Here is a 20,168-nt window from a genome sequence, read left to right as displayed (position 1 = left end):
CAAAGGTAGAACTTTTACATGAATTTCCTCATAGCTGACCATAAAGTTTCATCTAATCCGTACACATCGGCTCTATATTGCATTGAACCGTTCTGTGACCAGGCTGTGATGTAATTTATAATCAGTGGAACCTGATTTTTGGTACCGAACCAGGTAGGTTTTAGCTTGAATAAATTTACCGTATCTGCTTTCTTTGCCAGTTTTTTGCGATACAGTTCCATTTTGGTCGTATCTAAAGGCGGAAGATTCACTTCCATCCTCAGCTGATCATAACGATTTTTATCTTTTACCAAGTTCTGGGCAAATTCCAATGGTTTCTCTACACGGACACAGCCATGGCTAATGGCGCGATTGGCCCTTGCAAAACCACTTTTATTATTGGTATCGTGCAGGTAAATACTAGAGCCGTTGTCAAATATAAATTTAAATTTACCCAAGGCGTTGCCGTCTCCGGAACCTTGTTTAAACTGATAAGGCAACTGCTCTCTTGAATAGTTACTCCATTGGATGGTATCCGGCTCTCCAATTAATTTACCATTGCGGTATACATTGATATTGCTATTAGATAAATAATAAGGGTCTTTTCTGGCCATCCAATAGATTTCATTTCTGGCGATACTCACCGGAATGTTCCAGATTGGATTCACCTGGATAGAATTCAGCTTGCTGTATAAGATTGGTGTTTCGTGGTTTTTAGGTTTATCATCCAGGTTGCCGCTTTTCGCATATTTAGCGATTTTCTCTGCATATCCATCTTCTCGCTTTCCACCTACACAAACTTTCATGTGTGTCAAGGTATCTTCTTTGCTGAACCAGGTGAGTGAAAAATCAGGAATATTGACCTCCACGTATTCCGTCCCCATCTCGGGTAACTTCCACCTCAAACGTTCCATATTGACCAGAATCGTTTTTGCTTGATCACTTTTCCCTAATCCAGCTGCTTTTAGAGCAGCAAACTTGCGCTGCAGGGCAATATATTGTTTGGAATCCGGTTGAATTTCTTTCAATAAACCTTGAATATCTTTGGTAGACAATACCTTAGAAATACTTGCACTGTCCGGACGTTTTACCGGAACATAATAACGGGAGAATAATTTACGTGGGTTTACACTGCCATATGCTACAAAATTATCATACTTGGTTAAGCTCTCTGCAGCATTCAGCTCTAAGTCTGCAATTGCAGGATATACTTCCTGAATGGTTTTGAATTTATTAACCGATAAAGCCTGTAACGACTTTTTCAATTCTTCCAGACGGAAGAGTTCTGGATTGTAACCATGCGCATCTACTCTGGCGATGTAAGCGGTTAAGGTATCCAGGCCACCATTGACGAAAAACTGAGTCACCAGAATTGGCTCTTCATTGTGGCTCGCATAAAAGTGTTTTATGGTATTTGGGTTTGTCAATTTCCCTTTTAAGGCATCAAATTGTTGCTTAAACACTACATTATACTCCGCAGTATCAAAATCTTTATAAAGTTTACGATCAAAATGTTTCGACAGCATCAAACCAATCTCTGGCGTATCTTTAAACCAAGAACAACCATTTAAAAGCAAACAAACCGGGATTAAGAAGCACAGTATTTTTTTCAATGTGGTATTTTTTTTACAAAACTAGACGTTAATTGTCATTATCAAACTCCTTTAGGCAAATTAAATGCCATATATATTTTGTTTTTTGCTTTCAATCTATATATTTGCAGTTCCACAACATGCTAAACATTGTTGATTAAGGACTTAAAAAGAATTATGAATCAAATTTTGAACCATCATTTACATTTGCACCATCGCCTGTCGGCGATGTATATGTAATGTTTTGTACTTCAAAACTTGTTTCCGAAATGTCTTCTTGTCCAATATTCAATAATTTCAACCTAGCATACTAATTGAAAACACTTAAAATAGCTATCCAGAAATCTGGTAGATTAAACGAAAAATCAGTAGAGATTCTTAAAAATTGTGGTTTATCATTCGAAAACTACAAGAGTTCACTTATATCCACCGTTACGAATTTCCCTTTAGAGATTCTTTTCCTGAGAGATGATGATATTCCAGAATATGTCCAGGATGGCATTGCCGATATCGGAATTGTTGGGGAGAATGTCATTGTAGAATCCGGCGCTGATGTCACTTACCTTCAACGATTAGGTTTTGGTAAATGCACGTTAAAGATTGCCATTCCTAATGAAAGCAGCATCACGGAGATTGCGCAGTTAGAAGGTAAAGCAATTGCCACTTCTTACCCGGTAATTTTAGAAAAATACCTGAAAGAAAACCATGTCAATGCAGAAGTAAGAACTATTTCTGGTTCAGTAGAAATTGGTCCTGGATTAGGATTGAGCGATGCCATCTGCGATATTGTCTCTACTGGCGGTACCTTAAAGAGCAATGGTTTAAAACCATTCTCGGAAGTGATGAAATCTGAAGCCATTCTCATTGGCAGCAAAGGATCTGAACTGCTTCCTGAAGTACAAGAACTATTACAAAGGATCCTTTCGGTACTGCGCGCTAAAGAAACCAAATATGTGGTGTTGAACGTTGCCAAAATCAACCTGAAGAAAGTTGTTGATTTATTACCAGGGGTGAAAAGTCCAACAGTGGTGCCTTTGTTTGATGAAGAATGGGTTGCTGTTCATTCTGTAATTGCGGAACACGATTTCTGGGAAAAGATCAACAGCCTGAAAGCGGCCGGTGCCCAGGGAATTGTAGTGATGCCAATTGAGAAAATCATCGCTTAAGTTTCACCTAAAAAAACAAGAAATTGAAAACCTATAGTTATAAAAAGTTGACTGAGCAGGAGATCAAAAATCTCTGTTTAAGACAACTGGAAGACGATATTAGTATCCTGGATCGTGTCACTCAGATTATTGAGCAGGTAAAAACACGTGGAGATGCTGCCTTGGTAGATTATGCACAGCAATTTGATCAGGTCAGCCTGAAAGAATTATTTCTTTCGGAGGCTGAGATTGAAAGCATTGCTGCCACTATTCCTGCAGCAGAAAAAGCAGCCATTGATACTGCTTATGCGAATATCCATGCTTTTCACGCCGCACAGGCCAATACGGAAAACAAGTTGGAAACCATGCCCGGCGTAACTTGCTGGCGGGAATCCAGACCCATCTCCCGCGTAGGTTTATACATTCCTGGTGGATCTGCAGTTTTGCCCAGTACCTTTTTGATGCTCGGTATCCCGGCTGTTTTGGCAGGATGTAAAGAAATCGTGGTATGCTCCCCTCCTCAGAAAGACGGAAAAACAAATTGCTATCTGGCTTACTGTGCCCTAAAGCTTGGTATCAAAAAGATATACATGATTGGCGGTGCCCAAGCCGTTGCCGCAATGGCTTACGGAACAGAAAGCGTCCCTAAAGTGTACAAGATTTTCGGACCGGGCAACCGTTACGTGACTCAAGCTAAACAGCTGATTCAATCCAGCAGTATGACAGCTATAGACATGCCTGCGGGACCTTCAGAAGTTTTAGTCATTGCCGATGAGACTGCAAATCCAGCGTTTATCGCCTCCGATTTATTGGCTCAGGCAGAACATGGTGCCGACAGTCAGGCGATTTTAGTGGCTACTTCTTCAGAAATTATTGACGAAACGCTAAAACAAATCGAAGCCCAGATTGCTGTACTTCCTAGGAAAGAGATTACCGCAAAAGCGATCGCCAATTCTTACGCAGTATTAGTAGACCACCTGGAACAGGCCATGGAATTTAGCAATGAATATGCTCCAGAGCACTTGATCTTAGCTACCGCTCAATTTGAGCAGCTGATCCCGCTGATTGAAAATGCAGGTTCTGTCTTTTTAGGCAACCTGACTCCGGAAAGTGCCGGCGACTATGCCTCGGGCACCAACCACACCCTACCTACCAGCGGCTTTGCCAAAGCATACTCTGGCGTATCTCTGGATTCTTTTATCAAGAAAATTACTTTTCAGCACATCACTGAACAAGGTTTGGCCAATATTGGCAATACTGTTGAGGTGTTGGCTGCCGCAGAAGGTCTGCAAGCTCACAAAAATGCAATCACTATTCGTTTAAAATCATAAAGATGGATATCAATAACCTCCAAAGAGAAAACATCAAAAATCTGAAACCATATTCTACCGCCAGGGATGAGTATAAAGGACAGGCCAGTGTATTTTTAGATGCTAATGAGAACGGCTATGGTTCTCCGTTAGATGTTAATTTTAACAGATATCCAGATCCATTGCAACTGGATCTTAAGGATGCCATCAGCAAAATCAAAGGTGTACCGATTGAAAACACCTTTCTTGGTAATGGCAGCGATGAAGCCATAGACTTATTGTTCCGTGCATTCTGCGAGCCTGGAAAAGACAATGTGATCATCCTTCCGCCGACTTACGGCATGTATGAGGTTTCTGCTGGCATCAACAATGTGGAAGCCAGAAAAGTGAACCTCCTGCCGAACTTCCAATTGGACCTGGAGAAAATCGCTGAGGCCATCGATGAAAACACGAAACTGATTTTCATTTGTTCTCCAAACAACCCAACCGGAAATTCAATTATCCGCACCGATATTGAAACCGTACTGGCTAATTTCAACGGGTTGGTGATCATTGACGAAGCTTATATTAACTACGCCAAGCAACGCACTTTTATCCAGGAATTGACGGAATACCCTAACCTGGTGATCCTGCAAACATTTTCTAAAGCCTGGGGTCTTGCCGCATTGCGTTTAGGAATGGCCTTCGCTGCCCGGCCGGTCATCGACATCCTGAATAAAGTGAAACCTCCATACAACATCAATCAGGCCACACAAGACCTGGCTTTGAAAGCTTTGGAAAACATTGCACAAGTGAACGAATGGATCAAAATCACCGTTACAGAAAGAGAAAACCTAAGCGAGGAATTGCTTAACCTGCCGATCGTTAAAAAAGTTCATGCTTCTGATGCCAATTTCATTCTGATTGAAGTGATAGATGCCTTGAAAACTTATGAAGCTTTGGTAAACCAGGGCATCATCGTCAGAGACCGTTCTAAAGTCACTTTATGCGAAGGCTGCCTGAGAATTACGATTGGAACACCACAAGAAAACGAGATCTTTCTAGCCGCTTTGAAAGCACTTAACTCATAAAACATGGGGTCATTTTTTAATGACTTCAGTACCCCTGAAAACAATATATTCTGATGAAAAAAGTATTATTTATTGACAGAGACGGAACCCTCATTAATGAACCACCTGATGAGCAAATCGACTCTTTTGAGAAACTGGAATTCTACCCGAGATCTCTTTATTACCTTTCAAAAATAGCCAAAGAGCTGGATTATGATTTGGTGATGGTGACCAACCAGGACGGATTGGGAACAGACTCCCACCCGGAAGTTAACTTCTGGCCAGTACATGACTTTGTGATGAAAACTTTCGCTAATGAAGGTGTAGTTTTCAATGAAGTGATCATCGACAAAACTTTTGCCCATGAAAATGCGCCAACGCGTAAACCTAATATCGGTTTATTGCAGCATTTCCTGACTGCAGATTACGACCTGGAAAATTCTTTTGTGATCGGTGATCGCATCAACGACATCATTTTGGCTAAGAACCTGGGTGCAAAAGCCATCTGGTTATGCAATAACCTGCAATTGGGTGCCAATGAAAAACTAGATAAAATTGAGGCCCTGAGCGAATATATCGCATTAAAAACTCAAAACTGGGAAGACATTTATACCATGCTGAAAGCCGGAACACGAACCATTCACCATGAAAGAAATACCAATGAAACAAAAATCAGCATCGATATAGACCTGGATGGCACCGGCAAAGCAGAAATCTCTACGGGATTAAACTTCTTTGACCACATGCTGGATCAGATTGCCCGTCATGGCAGTATCGACCTGAAAATAAAAACCAATGGCGACCTTCATATTGATGAGCACCATACCATTGAAGACACCGGAATCGCCCTTGGCGAGGCATTTGCAAAAGCAATCGGCAATAAATTAGGTCTGGAACGCTATGGTTTCTGCTTACCGATGGACGATTGTTTAGCACAGGCAGCGATTGATTTCGGCGGTAGAAGCTGGATCGTTTGGGAGGCTGATTTTAAACGCGAAAAAGTAGGTGATATGCCTACTGAAATGTTCTATCACTTCTTTAAATCCTTCAGTGATGCGGCAAAATGCAACCTGAATATTAAAGCAGAAGGCGACAATGAGCACCATAAAATTGAAGCGATCTTTAAAGCTTTCGCAAAAGCCATCAAAATGGCGATTAAACGAGATGCAGAAAAGTTAGTCTTACCGAGTACTAAAGGCGTATTGTAATGATTGGAATTGTAAACTACGGAGCTGGCAACATCTTCTCGCTGACCTCAGCGTTGGAGAGACAAGGCCTGAAATACGGGATGGTCAACACGGAAGCGGATCTAGATAAATATACCCATATCATCATTCCAGGGGTGGGCCATGCCGCTGCAGCCATGAAAAAGCTGGAGCAAACCGGCTTGGTAGCACCGATAAAAGCGCTTAAAAAACCAGTATTGGGCATCTGTGTAGGTATGCAGCTCCTAACCGATCATTCTGAAGAAGGAGATGCCAAACTAACCGGCATCTTTCCCTTAAATACCCGCTTATTCGATAAAAAACTGGGCATTAAAATCCCGCATATGGGCTGGAATAATATCGAGCATAAAAACAATCCATTATTTGATGGCGTAGCGAATGGCACACAATTTTACTTTGTGCATTCGTACTTTATTGAATATAACCCTATTTTTGATATTGCCACTGCAAATTATGGCGAGCCATTTTCTGCAGCGATACAAAGAGATAACTTCTACGGCGTTCAGTTCCACCCAGAAAAATCTGGAAATGCCGGAGAACAGATATTAAAGAATTTTTCAAACTTAAAACAATAAAATGTACATTATTCCTGCTATTGATATTTTAGATGGTAAAGTCGTTCGTCTTAGAGAAGGTGACTATAACCAGAAAACTGAATATGATGTTTCTATCGCTGAAATGATCGAAACATACCGTTCTAACGGTACAGAATTCATACATATTATTGACTTAAACGGTGCCAAAGGTGATTTTAGCAACCAGAAAGCATTGTTTGAAATCATCAGTAAAACTGATATGCGTGTACAATACGGAGGTGGTATTCGTACCATTCAACAGGTTACAGACCTATTGGATGCAGGAATTCACCGCGTAATCGTAGGTACGCAAGCCATCACTAATCCAGATTTCCTTGCGGAATTGAGCCAGGAAGTAGGTAAGAAGTATGATTATGCCAACAGAATCGTGATTGCAATTGATGTATTGGATGAAGTCATCAAATATTCTGGATGGATGGAAAGTTCGCCGGTAAAATTAATGGATTACGTAGATAAATGTCTGCAATTGGGCTTTTTCAGATTCCTATGTACCGATATTAATAAAGACGGAAAACTAGGCGGAGCTGCTGTAGACCTTTATAAGAAACTACTGGAACACTCTCCTTTCATTAAATTGATCGCTTCTGGCGGAGTAAGTTCGATGGAAGACATTAAAGAGCTGGCAAAATTAGATATCCGTTCTGTCGTAGTTGGTAAAGCCATCTATGAAAACAGAATCACCATTGAGGAGATCAAAGAATGGAATTTAAAGCAAATGACTTCTCTTTAGGCCGATGCTAAGTAAACGTATCATTCCATGCCTGGATGTTAAAGATGGTAGAACGGTTAAAGGGGTCAACTTTGTAGACCTGAAAGATGCAGGAGATCCGGTAGAACTGGCCTGGCAATATGCCCAGCAAGGTGCCGATGAACTTGTTTTTCTGGACATTACAGCTACTCATGAGCGTCGTAAAACTATGATAGAAATGGTGAAATCAGTTGCCCGTCAGCTGAACATCCCTTTTACCATTGGCGGCGGCATTACCACCATTCAGGATGCTGAAGCTTTGCTCAATGCAGGCGCTGATAAGATCAGCATCAACTCGGCAGCAGTGAAAAACCCTGCTTTAATTGAAGAATTGGCAGCTGCATTTGGCGTTCAGTTTGTGGTGGTGGCTGTAGATACCAAATTGGTGGAAGGCAAAAACCGCGTGCATTTGAATGGCGGCAGACTAATCACTGAACTCGAAACAGAAAACTGGATCAAAAAGGCAGAAAATATGGGTGCAGGAGAGATCCTGCTGACCTCTATGGACCACGATGGGACAAAACAAGGGTTTGATTGTAAGTTATTGAATCGTATCACACAAATGATCAATATCCCTGTGATTGCCTCTGGAGGTGCCGGAACCATTGACCATTTTATAGAAGTCTTTGAAAAAACAGGCGTTGATGCAGCCCTTGCGGCTTCGGTATTTCACTTTGCTGAGATCCCTATCCCCGACCTGAAACAAAAATTAAAATACCACAATATACCTGTAAGGTTATGATTATAGATTTTGAAAAAACGGATGGCCTGGTTCCTGTCATCATTCAGGACCACCAGACACTGGAGGTTTTAATGCTAGGCTACATGAACCAGGAAGCCTGGACAAAAACTCAGGAAGAGGGTAAAGTTACCTTCTTTTCCAGGTCTAAAAACCGCCTCTGGACAAAAGGGGAAGAAAGTGGCAACTTCCTGTTCGTAAAAGACACACATATTGACTGCGACCGCGATACCATTTTAATCAAAGCGAGCCCAGTAGGCCCAACCTGCCACACTGGTAGCAGAAGCTGCTTTAAAACGGGTTACAATCAGAACTTCCTGTTTGAATTGGAAAGCATCATCTCCGACAGGTATGAAAATCCTTCGGAAGAATCTTATGTCAACAAACTTCGTCAGAAAGGACTGAACAAGATTGCGCAAAAAGTAGGTGAAGAAGGTGTAGAAACTGTCATTGCCGCTTTAAATGAAACCGATGAAGATTTTGTGAATGAAAGTTCCGACCTGATTTTCCACCTTTTAGTCTTGCTAAAAGAAAAAGGAAAAAGCTTAACGGAGATTGCCCAAAACCTGGAAAAAAGACACCATACATCATAAGCTGTTCCTCCTAAAAATAGCCTGTACAAAGAATAAATTAAAATGCTGAAACACTTACATACCTTAAACGGACACCAAAACCCAATCTACGCTTTAGTGAACTCCCCTAAAAAAGACACCTTTTTTAGTGCCGGAAACGACAAAGGCGTCGTAGAATGGTCATTGGAAACGATGGGTTTTGTAAAAGTGCTGGTGCCGGTGCAAAGCTCTGTATATGCTTTGCATCGTTTCGGCAACCTGCTGTTCATCGCACAGCGCAGCGGCTCTATTCTGGTTTTTAACCTCGAGGAGGAAAAAGTGATTGCTACTTTAAGCTTCCATCAGAAAGGAGTATTTGACCTGAAGACCATTACCTATAAAAACGAACTGATCAGCACAGGAGAAGATGGAATGCTAGCCGTATGGTCTTTAGCCGACTTCTCTTTATTATATCATTTTCAGGTGATCCCTCAGACCGTTAGGGTCATTGCTTTGAGTAATAATGAAAAGGAAATGGCATTGGGTGGAAAAGATGGCGTGATCAGAATCTACCATACGGAGGATTACAGTCTGCTGAAGGAATTAATGAGTCATACGCTACCGATTACCTCCTTACAATATGCTCCTATCGGAGATTACCTGATTTCAGGCAGCCGGGATGCGCAATTGAAAGTCTGGAGTTTACCTGGTTATGAGCTGATGAATAGCATCGCTGCACACATGTTCAGCATTTATGCCATTGCTTTTCACCCTACTGAACCTTATTTTGCGACTTGCAGTCAGGATAAAGGCATTAAAATATGGGGTAGTAAAGACTTTAAACTGTACAAAATCCTGAGTTTGGAAAAGAACACAGAAGGGCACTTCCACTCCATCAATAAACTGATCTGGAGTACGGATGGTAAATACCTGATTTCTACCGGAGACGACCGACAAGTGATGGTGTGGAAATTTAACTAGCAGGTTATCAGAATTCTGCCATTTACTTTTAAAAAACTGAGGAAAGAAATATAAGAATGTTTAAATTGGTATAAATATAGTACCAATCATGGCAAAAGAACATCAATATAAAACCGCAGTCACCTGGACAGGAAATAAAGGTTCAGGAACCATGGATTATCGCTCGTACGACAGAAACTATGTGATTTCCATTGCTCAAAAACCTGATATTGCAGGCTCTTCTGATTCCGCATTTCTAGGCGATAAAAACAAACACAATCCCGAGGATTTACTGGTTTCTTCACTATCCTCCTGCCACATGCTTTGGTACCTTCATTTATGTTCACAAAACGACATCATTGTCATGGATTACCAGGACAATGCAGTAGGTACGATGATTGAAAATGCGGATGGCAGTGGTTACTTTTCAGAAGTGACCTTAAATCCGGTTGTCACCATTACCAGAGCGGAACACCAGAAGCAGGCGAATGCATTACATGAGCAGGCACACAAAATGTGTTTCATTGCCAATTCCTGCAATTTTCCGGTAAAGTGTACTCCAAGTTTCGTAATAGAAGGCAGTTAAATAAAGCGTTTGATGATTCTGAGTTGGTGGCTGTATCGTCCCAACTCGGCATTGTAAATCCCTTGGTCATCTATCGGATCAATTCTGACCTTACCTGAGGCATGAATGATGCGATCGGTACTCAGCATAATGCCCACGTGGATGATCCTCCCCTCTGCATTGTCGAAAAAGGCAACATCTCCTTGTTTTACACCAGGTAAAAAGTCGACCACCTCCCCTTGTTCTGCCTGCTGCCAGGCGTCACGTTTCAAATGGATTCCATTCAATTTAAAGACGATTTGTATAAATCCGGAGCAATCAATACCAAACAAATTCCTTCCGCCCCATAAGTATGGTGCATTCAGAAAGAAAAGTGCATGTCGGATCAATTCTTCCACCGTATGAAAGGCAGAGATTTTTAAAGGGGTAAACATGACCGCATACTTTTGCTCGCCAAGGGAACAGAAGCCATTTTCCAGCATAGGGAGGTTACTTCCTGGAGAAAGGTAATATTTAGTCCCCTGCTCGTCTATCACTGTCCCTAATAATTCGGCAGGAACTACATGGTCACAATCATGGTTGTTCACATATTGCTCTAAGGAAATTAGGGTCAGCTGCTTGGGATCCATCCAGCCTTCATAGCAATCATAGGCATTAAAAACCAACCACCAGTTCTCTTTTTTTTCCAGGATCTCTACATGATCACCAAAAAGCAATTGAGAACTAATTTCGGCCTTATCCGAGGCCTCAGTCCTTAAAGGGGCAATAGCTACCCTGCAAATTCCATATTGTTGTTCCATATTAACGCGCTTCTGGCGCTATAAAAATAACAATATCTGCCTCATTATTACAAACTCAATGGAAATCTATATATTAGGCATTATATCACCTGAAATCAGCAAACAATTCAAGTTGCAATATGTCTTAATAGTATAACCATTAAATTGTAAGACCATGAACCTTAAAAAGATTTTAATTGCTGTCGACAATAGTACCTGCTCCGAAAAGGCGGCCAAGACAGGGTATGAAATCGCAAAAACATTTGGTGCAGAAGTAGCACTGGTGAACATCATTGAACCCATTCCGGCAAATATTAACCCGGATCTGACGCTTGCCCCGGTTTTTCTGGAGACTTACGACAACAGCGAAGAAAATAGCACGATGTTATTGAAAGAAATTGAAGCTAAATATAGTTTAGGCATTCCAACCACTTATTTAAGTGTGATTGACAATGCGGCTCATGGGATTATCCAGCAATCCGATGAATGGGGTTCCAACCTGATTGTGATTGGTACGTACGGCCGTACAGGCCTGTATCATTTCCTAATGGGCAGTGTGGCAGAGCATGTAGCCAGAAAATCCGCATGTCCGGTACTGATTGTACCTAACAAATTTGAGGACAAAGCATAAAAGCAGGCTTAAATATCTAGCATAAAAAAGGACGCTATTAAAGCGTCCTTTATATTTTTCAATACTAATGTTCTTAATTTTCCTGATGTAACCAAGCTTTTTTAGCCAATAGTTCTTCTTCAGTTTCGCGTACATCTTCATCGTCAACACAGCAATCTACCGGGCATACTGCCGCACATTGAGGTTCATCATGAAAGCCTTTACACTCTGTACACTTATCGGAAACGATATAATAAACTTCGTCCGATCCTGCTTCCATAGAAGCTTCTGCGTCCACTTCTTTACCGCCGAAATCAATGATGCCATTTAAATTGGTTCCATCAGAGAATCTCCAGGCTGTACCTGCGTCATAAATTGCATTATTTGGGCATTCAGGCTCACATGCTCCACAGTTAATACATTCGTCTGTTATTTTAATAGCCATGTCTTCGTCTAATTCTAATGCTAAGGTTACCTTTGCAATGCAAATATAACACATAAACTTTAAAATAATTGGAATATGGCAATCCTTACTGCTGAAAAACTCATAATTGCACTCAAAAAGCTTGGTCAATTTACTGCCAATCCCGATCCTGACTTTAAAAATTTAATTTTATCAGCACCAAATAGCAATGCCTGGTTTACTGTTGAAGAAGTGGAAAAAGCATTGAAAGCTTTACACCAGATGCTCAACGATCAAGATATTGAGACCTGGTTTAAATCCATAAAAATCAGCGAAACACCTAAAAAAGTGGGACTTATTTTAGCTGGAAACATTCCGATGGTAGGTTTTCATGATGTGATTTCTGTGCTGGCCACGGGAAATATTGCGTTGATCAAACTTTCTTCTTCGGATGACAAGCTGTTACCGGCTTTATTGAAAAGATTAGTGGAAATCGAACCCTTGCTTGCAGATCACATTATTTACATCGAAAGACTAAAAGATTTTGATGCGGTGATTGCAACTGGCAGCAACAATACTTCCAGATATTTCGATTATTATTTCGGCAAAGTGCCAAATATCATCAGAAAGAACAGAAATAGTGTGGCGGTGCTAACCGGCGAAGAAAGCAAGGAAGAGATCGCGATGCTGGGTCATGATATTTTCGATTACTTCGGTTTGGGCTGCAGAAATGTATCTAAACTTTTTATTCCTGAAGATTACGACATCAAGCACTTCTATCAGCCTTTAGAAGCTTTCCAAAACATCATCAACCACTTCAAATACAACAACAACTACGATTATAACAAGTCTATCTACCTGGTCAATGCGGCCACGCATTTCGACAATGGTTTTCTATTGCTGAAGGAGGATGAAAATATGGTATCGCCATTGGCTGTACTTTTTTATGAGCGTTATAAAAACCTGGAAGAAGTTCAGGAAAGATTGGCAAAAGAAGAAGAAAATATCCAATGTGTGGTTTCTAAAGCAGATTTAAAGCTAAATACGAAGGTATTGGGTCCAGGACAGAGCCAGGCGCCTAAATTATGGGATTATGCAGACAATGTAGACACGATTGCCTTTTTAAACGGGCTATAAGGGTCTGATTTTTGTATCACAGTTGAACCGAAGGTAAAATCAGGGGGAACAGATCATTTCTCTTCATTTCTCAATTTGAAATACTATTTTTGAACAAAATGTATGTAATCAAAGTTAAAGGCATTGCCAAAATCCCAGACTATGTACAGTTGAGGGATGATAAATTCACGCTATTGGCGTATTTTCGGGTAGACAGACCTGATAAATCTTTAGATAAACTCGGTTTGGGCGATAAATTACCCTATATAATGAATTTTGTGAACGATTTGCCTTTCGGACAAATTGCTAAATTAGATATTTAAACATGACAGAAAACGCAGTTATAAATTTAAAGAACGTAGATGTGTTCCAGCAGAAACACCTGGTCTTGTCTGATGTAAATCTGAATGTGGATAAGGGAGAATTCGTTTTTCTAATCGGTCAGACAGGATCTGGTAAAAGTAGTTTATTGAAAATCATTTATGGAGACCTGCATATCGGAAACGGTGAAGGACAGGTTGCTGGATTTGATTTAAAGAACCTGGCGATTAAAGATGTACCATATTTACGTAGGAAACTGGGCATTGTGTTCCAGGATTTCCAACTGCTGACTGATAGAACGGTAGAAAAAAACTTAGAGTTTGTATTGAAGGCAACAGGCTGGAAAGATGCAGCTTTAATTCAGGAGCGCATTAAAGATGTGCTGGAGAAAGTAGGTCTGCGTTCTAAAATCAGAAAAATGCCGCATGAGCTTTCCGGTGGGGAGCAGCAGCGTGTGGTGATTGCCCGTGCTTTATTGAATAACCCGGAAATTATCCTGGCCGATGAGCCTACAGGTAATCTGGACCCGGATACTTCCGAAGAAATCGTGATGTTACTGAAACAAATCAGTCAGGGAGGAACCGCAGTATTGATGGCTACCCACGACTACCATATCATCCGCACTTTACCTTCCAGAATCATCAAATGTGAAGCTGGCGTTGTGCATCAGGATGCACAAATTGTGTAACCATATTCTGACAAATCATTTATTATCCGGCCATTCTGTTCAGTTTTTCATTTTAAAACTGACAGTATGGCCGATATCATTCATTGGCAAACCTTTTGAGTTTGAATCCAAAAATTCTACTATACCATGTTTAGCAAGAAGAAAAAAAACGACATCGAAGATCCTATAACGGGAAATACTGCTGATGAGCAGGTAACCAATGTGCAAGCCGAAGAAAGTGCAGATGCCGCTTCAACAACAGAAGAAGTTCAGCCTGAACTTTCAGTTGAAGAAAAACTACAACAAGAAGTTGCTGCATTAAATGATAAATATCTGCGCTTATTTGCAGAGTTCGACAACTATAAACGTCGTACTCAAAAAGAACGCGTAGAGCTTTTACAAACTGCAGGAAAAGACGTAATTGTCTCTATGCTTCCGGTATTGGACGATTTTGACCGTGCCAACAAGGCCATGGAAGGTGCTACTGATGTAGCTCCAATCCTGGAAGGTTTAGCATTGGTTCACCATAAATTAAAAAGTACATTAGGCCAAAAAGGACTGAAAGAAATGGAAACAATACATACGCCATTTGACACAGATCTTCATGAGGCAATAACCAAAATTCCTGCTCCGAATGAGGAGTTAAAAGGAAAAGTGATGGACGAATTAGAAAAAGGATACACTTTAAACGACAAGGTGATTCGCTTTGCCAAAGTCGTTGTAGGGAGTTAATATTTTATGAGCAAGAGAGATTTTTATGATGTGCTTGGCGTATCCAAGAGTTCATCTGCTGAGGAGATTAAAAAGGCTTACCGCAAGTTAGCCATTAAGTTTCACCCGGATAAAAACCCGGATGATAAATCAGCAGAGGATAAGTTTAAGGAAGCAGCTGAAGCTTACGAGATTTTAAGTAATCCGGAGAAAAAACAACGCTATGACCATTATGGCCATGCAGGTGTTGGTGGTGCTTCTGGCGGCGGTGGCGGCTATGGTGGCGGCGGCATGAACATGGAAGATATCTTCAGTCAGTTTGGAGACATTTTCGGTGGCGGCGGCGGCAGCCCATTTGATAGCTTCTTTGGCGGCGGTGGTCAGCAATCTCGCGGTGGCCGACGTGTAGCGAAAGGTACCAACCTGCGCATTAAAGTAAAACTTACCCTGGAAGAAATCGCCAACGGTGTAGAAAAGAAAATCAAAGTTAATAAGCAGGTTAGCTGTAAAACCTGCGATGGTTCAGGTGCTAAAGACCGTAATTCGGTCAGCACTTGTCAAACCTGTGGTGGAAGCGGTGCTGTGCGCAGAGTGACCAATACGATATTGGGACAGATGCAAACGACCTCTACCTGCCCTACCTGTAATGGCAGCGGTTCACAGATTACCTCTAAATGTACTTCCTGTCATGGTGAAGGCATCACCCGTGGTGAAGAAACCATTACCATCAATATCCCTGCAGGGGTAAGTGATGGAATGCAACTGAGCATGAGTGGTAAAGGTAATGCGGCACCTCAAGGTGGTGTTCCGGGTGATTTGATCATCCTGATTGAAGAAATTCCTCATGAATCTCTAAAACGCGAAGGAAATAATGTGGTTTACGACTTACATGTTTCTATTGTGGATGCGGCTTTAGGTTACAGTGCAGAAGTTCCTACCATTGATGGTAAAGCAAAAATCAAGATTGAACCAGGTACACAAAGCGGCAAACTTTTACGTTTGAAAGGCAAAGGTATTCCTGAAATCAATTCTTACCACCGTGGTGATGAGATCATCCATGTGAACATCTGGACGCCGAAAGCATTGAGTTCGGAAGAGAGAGGTATGCTGGAGAAACTTAGAGAATCTCCTAATTTCAAACCTCAGCCAGGAAAGAACGACAAGAGCTTCTTTGAAAAAATGAAAGAATATTTTGATTAACTCCGCTTAGTCAGCATGCTATAAAGCCACCCTCGGGTGGCTTTTTTTATTTATTATCTCTTGATCAGTAACAATTTAATAAGTTAAGTTACTAAACTATTAAAACTATAAAGATGCTGATCATAAATAACATTGTAAAGCAGTACGCCACTCATCGGGCTTTAGATGACGTCAGTCTGCATGTAGAAAAAGGTAAAATATTTGGCCTTTTAGGTCCTAATGGTGCCGGAAAAACCTCTCTGATCCGAATCATTACTCAAATTACTGCTCCTGACAGCGGAGAAGTCATGTTTAATGGGGAAAGACTCAACGTCCAGCACATCTCCCAAATCGGCTACCTGCCCGAAGAAAGAGGGCTTTACAAGAAAATGGAGATCGGCGAACAGGTTTTATACCTAGCTAAACTTAAAGGATTGAGCACTGCCGAAGCGACCAAAAGAATCAGGTATTGGTTTGAGAAACTGGATATGGGTGATTGGTGGAGTAAAAAGGTAGAAGACCTCAGTAAAGGAATGCAGCAAAAAGTACAATTTGTTGCTACCGTTTTACATAAACCAGAGCTGATCATCCTGGATGAGCCTTTTTCAGGTTTTGATCCTGTAAATGCTGATGTGATCAAAAACGAAATCTTAGCACTCAATAAAGAAGGGGCTACCTTCATTTTCTCTACCCATAGAATGGAATCTGTGGAAGAACTTTGCGACAATATCGCGCTGATCCACCGTTCAAAAAAGATATTGGATGGCCCGGTTGCAGAAATTAAAGCGCAGTACCGAAACAATATCTATTGGCTGGAATACCAGGGTGAGTATAATTTTGAAAATGCGCAAGCGCTATTTGAAGTGCTGGAACACTCCGTTATTGGGGATAAAACCAGGCTAAAGATCAAAATCAGGGAGCAGCAAACTGCAAATCAAGTCTTACAAGCCTTAATTCCTTATGTTGCTATTAACAGACTGGACGAAGTGATCCCTACTATGAACGATATTTTCATTGAAAAAGTAACCGAAAAAAGCTAAGCCATGAACAAAATCTTACTCATTATACAAAGAGAATACTTATCAAGGGTTAAAAAAAAGTCGTTCATTATCATGACTTTACTGACTCCTATTCTGATTGCCCTTTTTTATGGACTGATCATTTACTTTTCAATTGAAGGGGTCAAAGGGACACATAGTAGAGTAGCGGTGGTTTCAGAAAACGCGGCACTTACTGAAAAACTGACTTCCAATAAAAACATCAGTTACCATTATGTAGAGCAGCCTTTAGATGTATTAAAATCGTCTTTTAAAAAGACAGATTACGATTATATCCTATACATCCCCGCTTTTGAGCTCAATACACCACAGGGAATTCAGCTCCTAGGCACCAAGCAAGCTGGTTTATCACTCAATGGTCGGATTTCCAGAGATATAGAAAACATCATCCGCAACCAAAAGTTAAAGGCATCCGGGATCTCTCAAACCGCGTTGGATGGTTTAAAAACGACGGTTAATATTGATACCAAAAAGATTAGCGAGGGTGGGAAGGAACAAGATTCCAGTGCAGGTGCCAGCACCATTATCGGCACCGTTGCTGGTATTCTGATGTTCATGTTTATCATGCTGTATGGCATCCAAGTGATGCGCGGTGTGATTGAGGAAAAGACCAGTAGGATCATAGAGATCATGATTTCATCAGTGAAACCTTTTCAGTTGATGATGGGCAAAATCATCGGCATTGCCCTGGTTGGCCTTACCCAATTCATTTTATGGATTGTATTGACCGCTTCCATTTCTACCCTTGCAGTGACCACTTTAGTTGGAAAAGACCAATTAAAGCAAAGCAGCACAATGTCTATGAAAGCAGCAGATGGCACAACAGTCAATACTGCAGCTGTTGATTCGGTAGACAGTCCGGTATTATCGATGCAGAAAAGTCTGGCTGGTTTAGACCTGACCAAGATCATTCTTGTATTTATATTTTTCTTCATTGGCGGATATTTGTTCTACAGCGCATTGTATGCCGCTATCGGATCTGCCGTCGATTCTGAAACAGAGACGCAGCAATTTATGATGCCGATGATGATGCCTTTATTTGTTGGTTATGCCCTTTCTTTGAGCGTAGTGGCCAACGATCCTTATGGCCCCATCGCTTTCTGGTTATCCATCATCCCTTTCACCTCTCCTATTGCCATGGTAGTTCGTTTACCTTATGGCGTGCCGGATTGGCAATTGGCACTATCTATGCTGATTCTAATCGTCGGATTTATAGGTACTGTTTGGCTGGCCTCTAAAATCTACAGAGTAGGAATTTTAATGTATGGCAAGAAAACCAGTCTGAAAGAAATGATCAAGTGGTTTACTTATAAAAATTAACACGATGAAGGTTGCAGTTATAGACTTAGGCACGAACACTTTTCACCTGATCATTGCTGATCTGGAAGGCACTGCGCCTAAAATTATCTATAAAACCAATCTCCCGGTGAGGTTGGGAGAAGGAAAAATCAATGACAATATGATCATCCAGGAGGCTTTTGAAAGAGGCCTCCTGGCGCTGGAACAATTCAGCGAGCAGATTGCAAAACATGAGGTAAAACTGGTTAAAGCAACGGCTACTTCTGCCATCAGAAGTGCGGCTAATGGCGCCGATTTCGTGAAAGCGGCCAAAAGTTATGCAGGAATTGAGATTACTGTGATCAGTGGCGAAGAAGAGGCTGCTTACATTTTTCAGGGCGTAAAAGCTACGGGATTGATACAGCAGCGCGCGCTAATCATGGACATTGGCGGCGGCAGTACCGAATTTATCATTTGTGATCCTACGCAAGTTTACTGGAAGAAAAGTTATAACATCGGTGCTGCGCGATTGATGCAGGCTTATTTTCATTCCGACCCGATCAATACCAGCGATAAACAAGCAATCACAGGGCATTTAGATAAGGAATTAGCCGATTTAAAGGAAAACTTGACCTCTTATCAGCCAAATCATTTGATTGGCTCTGCGGGCGCCTTTGAAACCTTTGCAGGAATGCTTTTTCCGGAGCTGGATTTAAAGTCGATCAAGTCTTACCCGATTCCACTTCCTGATTATCAAAAGTTATCCGCAAAGTTCATCGCTTCAAGTCATGACGAAAGAGCGAATATGCCCGGATTGATCAAGTTAAGAGTGGATATGATTGTGATGGCTGCCCTACTCACAGATTATGTTCTAGAGCTGGGCAACCTTCAGCAAATGAGTTTATCTACCTACGACCTGAAGATGGGCGTTTTGGCGAATTTAAAGGATCAGACAGACCAATTGCTTTCTGCTAAAGCTTTGTAAAGTCGTTCTGTAGGCAAGCCCATTACGTTGGTATAAGAACCGATGATTTTCGCAACAGCGATTAAACCAATCCAGTCTTGAATGCCATACGATCCGGCCTTATCCATTGGCTGGTAGTTTTTAATATAATATTGAATCTGCGCTGGCGTCAGTTCATTGAAAAATACTTGTGTAGTATCGTAGAAAGAGCGCATTTCACCATTAAAGGTTAAACTAACTCCAGTATATACCTGATGGTTGGTACCAGATAGTTTGGTCAGCATTTCTGTTGCGTGGTGTTCGTCTTCTGGTTTACCTAGAATTTCGCCATTATAGGCTACAATCGTATCGGCAGTAATGATGATACTTCCTTTGCTATCTTCATCAAAAGCGGTTGCTTTTTTCTCTGCGATATAAACCGCGATTTCTGCTGGAAGCAATTCTTCCGGATAGGTTTCATCCACCTCTTTCAATACCACCTTAAAATCAAGGTTCATTGCAGTCATTAGCTCTTGTCTGCGGGGAGATTTAGAGGCCAGAATAATAGGAATTTTTTGCTGATACATAAAATATATTTGTGCAAAAATAATAAAAGCGGCCAATGGCCGCCTTTATTATTTGC

At 41.2% G+C, this 20,168-nt stretch carries 23 protein-coding genes; 19 read left to right on the top strand and 4 right to left on the bottom strand.

Annotation, left to right across the window (positions count from 1 at the left end; translation table 11 throughout):
* Window positions 1–14: 14 nt before the first annotated feature.
* Window positions 15–1,592, bottom strand: a complete 1,578-nt coding sequence (locus H9X96_RS17965; RefSeq protein WP_255431160.1) for a L,D-transpeptidase family protein — start codon at window positions 1,590–1,592, stop codon at window positions 15–17.
* A gap of 293 nt (window positions 1,593–1,885) precedes the next feature.
* On the opposite strand from H9X96_RS17965, the gene hisG reads away from it, so the two are divergent.
* The 10 genes from hisG to H9X96_RS17915 all read left to right on the top strand — a co-directional run bounded on the left by hisG (window position 1,886) and on the right by H9X96_RS17915 (window position 10,481).
* Window positions 1,886–2,737 (top strand): ATP phosphoribosyltransferase, encoded by an 852-nt coding sequence (hisG, locus tag H9X96_RS17960; RefSeq protein WP_187667615.1) that lies wholly within the window; start codon window positions 1,886–1,888, stop codon window positions 2,735–2,737.
* A gap of 23 nt (window positions 2,738–2,760) precedes the next feature.
* Entirely contained in the window at window positions 2,761–4,047 is a 1,287-nt protein-coding gene (gene hisD, locus H9X96_RS17955) for a histidinol dehydrogenase (protein WP_187667614.1), read from the top strand.
* A 2-nt stretch (window positions 4,048–4,049) separates the two neighbouring features.
* Window positions 4,050–5,096, top strand: coding sequence for a histidinol-phosphate transaminase (hisC, locus tag H9X96_RS17950; RefSeq protein WP_187667613.1), 1,047 nt, complete (start codon window positions 4,050–4,052; stop codon window positions 5,094–5,096).
* A gap of 53 nt (window positions 5,097–5,149) precedes the next feature.
* Complete coding sequence (hisB, locus tag H9X96_RS17945) at window positions 5,150–6,283, top strand: bifunctional histidinol-phosphatase/imidazoleglycerol-phosphate dehydratase HisB (RefSeq protein WP_187667612.1); 1,134 nt, start codon at window positions 5,150–5,152, stop codon at window positions 6,281–6,283.
* A complete protein-coding gene (gene hisH, locus H9X96_RS17940; RefSeq protein ID WP_187667611.1) occupies window positions 6,283–6,876 on the top strand; it encodes an imidazole glycerol phosphate synthase subunit HisH in 594 nt (197 codons plus the stop codon). Before hisB ends, hisH begins: the two co-directional genes overlap by 1 nt.
* A 1-nt stretch (window position 6,877) precedes the next feature.
* Complete coding sequence (gene hisA, locus H9X96_RS17935) at window positions 6,878–7,627, top strand: 1-(5-phosphoribosyl)-5-[(5-phosphoribosylamino)methylideneamino]imidazole-4-carboxamide isomerase (protein ID WP_187667610.1); 750 nt, start codon at window positions 6,878–6,880, stop codon at window positions 7,625–7,627.
* Window positions 7,628–7,631: 4 nt separating this feature from the next.
* The gene (gene hisF, locus H9X96_RS17930) at window positions 7,632–8,387 is read left to right on the top strand and encodes an imidazole glycerol phosphate synthase subunit HisF (RefSeq protein WP_187667609.1); all 756 of its coding nucleotides are present in this window, start codon (window positions 7,632–7,634) and stop codon (window positions 8,385–8,387) included.
* Window positions 8,384–8,977 carry a bifunctional phosphoribosyl-AMP cyclohydrolase/phosphoribosyl-ATP diphosphatase HisIE gene (gene hisIE, locus H9X96_RS17925; RefSeq protein WP_187667608.1) on the top strand — a complete coding sequence of 198 codons (594 nt, stop codon included), beginning with the start codon at window positions 8,384–8,386 and terminating at the stop codon, window positions 8,975–8,977. The genes hisF and hisIE overlap by 4 nt, the downstream gene beginning before the upstream one ends.
* Before the next feature lie 42 nt (window positions 8,978–9,019).
* On the top strand, window positions 9,020–9,916 hold the full coding sequence (locus H9X96_RS17920) for a WD40 repeat domain-containing protein (RefSeq protein WP_187667607.1): 897 nt from the start codon (window positions 9,020–9,022) through the stop codon (window positions 9,914–9,916).
* Between the two features lie 88 nt (window positions 9,917–10,004).
* Window positions 10,005–10,481, top strand: a complete 477-nt coding sequence (locus H9X96_RS17915; protein WP_187667606.1) for an OsmC family protein — start codon at window positions 10,005–10,007, stop codon at window positions 10,479–10,481.
* On the opposite strand, the gene H9X96_RS17910 is transcribed toward H9X96_RS17915, so the two are convergent.
* Entirely contained in the window at window positions 10,478–11,260 is a 783-nt protein-coding gene (locus H9X96_RS17910) for a C40 family peptidase (RefSeq protein WP_187667605.1), read from the bottom strand. The two genes, H9X96_RS17915 and H9X96_RS17910, sit on opposite strands and share 4 nt — an antisense overlap.
* 154 nt (window positions 11,261–11,414) lie before the next feature.
* On the opposite strand from H9X96_RS17910, the gene H9X96_RS17905 reads away from it, so the two are divergent.
* Complete coding sequence (locus H9X96_RS17905) at window positions 11,415–11,870, top strand: universal stress protein (protein ID WP_187667604.1); 456 nt, start codon at window positions 11,415–11,417, stop codon at window positions 11,868–11,870.
* A 73-nt stretch (window positions 11,871–11,943) separates the two neighbouring features.
* Here the strand turns inward: H9X96_RS17905 and H9X96_RS17900 are convergent, their stop codons facing one another.
* The gene (locus H9X96_RS17900) at window positions 11,944–12,294 is read right to left on the bottom strand and encodes a 4Fe-4S dicluster domain-containing protein (RefSeq protein ID WP_187667603.1); all 351 of its coding nucleotides are present in this window, start codon (window positions 12,292–12,294) and stop codon (window positions 11,944–11,946) included.
* A 75-nt stretch (window positions 12,295–12,369) separates the two neighbouring features.
* Here H9X96_RS17900 and H9X96_RS17895 point away from each other — a divergent pair, with 75 nt between their 5' ends.
* The 8 genes from H9X96_RS17895 to H9X96_RS17860 all read left to right on the top strand — a co-directional run bounded on the left by H9X96_RS17895 (window position 12,370) and on the right by H9X96_RS17860 (window position 19,567).
* Complete coding sequence (locus tag H9X96_RS17895; protein ID WP_187667602.1) at window positions 12,370–13,389, top strand: acyl-CoA reductase; 1,020 nt, start codon at window positions 12,370–12,372, stop codon at window positions 13,387–13,389.
* 98 nt (window positions 13,390–13,487) lie between these two features.
* Window positions 13,488–13,691, top strand: a complete 204-nt coding sequence (locus H9X96_RS17890; protein WP_069379999.1) for a fructose-6-phosphate aldolase — start codon at window positions 13,488–13,490, stop codon at window positions 13,689–13,691.
* Between the two features lie 2 nt (window positions 13,692–13,693).
* On the top strand, window positions 13,694–14,377 hold the full coding sequence (locus tag H9X96_RS17885) for a cell division ATP-binding protein FtsE (protein WP_187667601.1): 684 nt from the start codon (window positions 13,694–13,696) through the stop codon (window positions 14,375–14,377).
* 126 nt (window positions 14,378–14,503) lie between these two features.
* Window positions 14,504–15,088 carry a nucleotide exchange factor GrpE gene (locus H9X96_RS17880; protein WP_187667600.1) on the top strand — a complete coding sequence of 195 codons (585 nt, stop codon included), beginning with the start codon at window positions 14,504–14,506 and terminating at the stop codon, window positions 15,086–15,088.
* A 6-nt stretch (window positions 15,089–15,094) separates the two neighbouring features.
* Complete coding sequence (dnaJ, locus tag H9X96_RS17875) at window positions 15,095–16,267, top strand: molecular chaperone DnaJ (protein ID WP_187667599.1); 1,173 nt, start codon at window positions 15,095–15,097, stop codon at window positions 16,265–16,267.
* Window positions 16,268–16,380: 113 nt separating this feature from the next.
* A complete protein-coding gene (locus H9X96_RS17870; RefSeq protein ID WP_187667598.1) occupies window positions 16,381–17,286 on the top strand; it encodes an ABC transporter ATP-binding protein in 906 nt (301 codons plus the stop codon).
* 3 nt (window positions 17,287–17,289) lie between these two features.
* Window positions 17,290–18,624, top strand: coding sequence for an ABC transporter permease (locus tag H9X96_RS17865; RefSeq protein ID WP_187667597.1), 1,335 nt, complete (start codon window positions 17,290–17,292; stop codon window positions 18,622–18,624).
* A 4-nt stretch (window positions 18,625–18,628) separates the two neighbouring features.
* The gene (locus H9X96_RS17860; protein WP_187667596.1) at window positions 18,629–19,567 is read left to right on the top strand and encodes an exopolyphosphatase; all 939 of its coding nucleotides are present in this window, start codon (window positions 18,629–18,631) and stop codon (window positions 19,565–19,567) included.
* Here H9X96_RS17860 and H9X96_RS17855 read toward each other — a convergent pair.
* A complete protein-coding gene (locus tag H9X96_RS17855; RefSeq protein WP_187667595.1) occupies window positions 19,531–20,112 on the bottom strand; it encodes a Maf family nucleotide pyrophosphatase in 582 nt (193 codons plus the stop codon). The genes H9X96_RS17860 and H9X96_RS17855 overlap by 37 nt on opposite strands.
* Window positions 20,113–20,168: the final 56 nt, after the last annotated feature.

It is taken from the genome of Pedobacter sp. N36a (assembly GCF_014472395.1).
Classification (GTDB): domain Bacteria; phylum Bacteroidota; class Bacteroidia; order Sphingobacteriales; family Sphingobacteriaceae; genus Pedobacter.
Note: the sequence above shows the minus strand (reverse complement) of the source record. Positions and strands in the feature narration are given on the sequence as shown.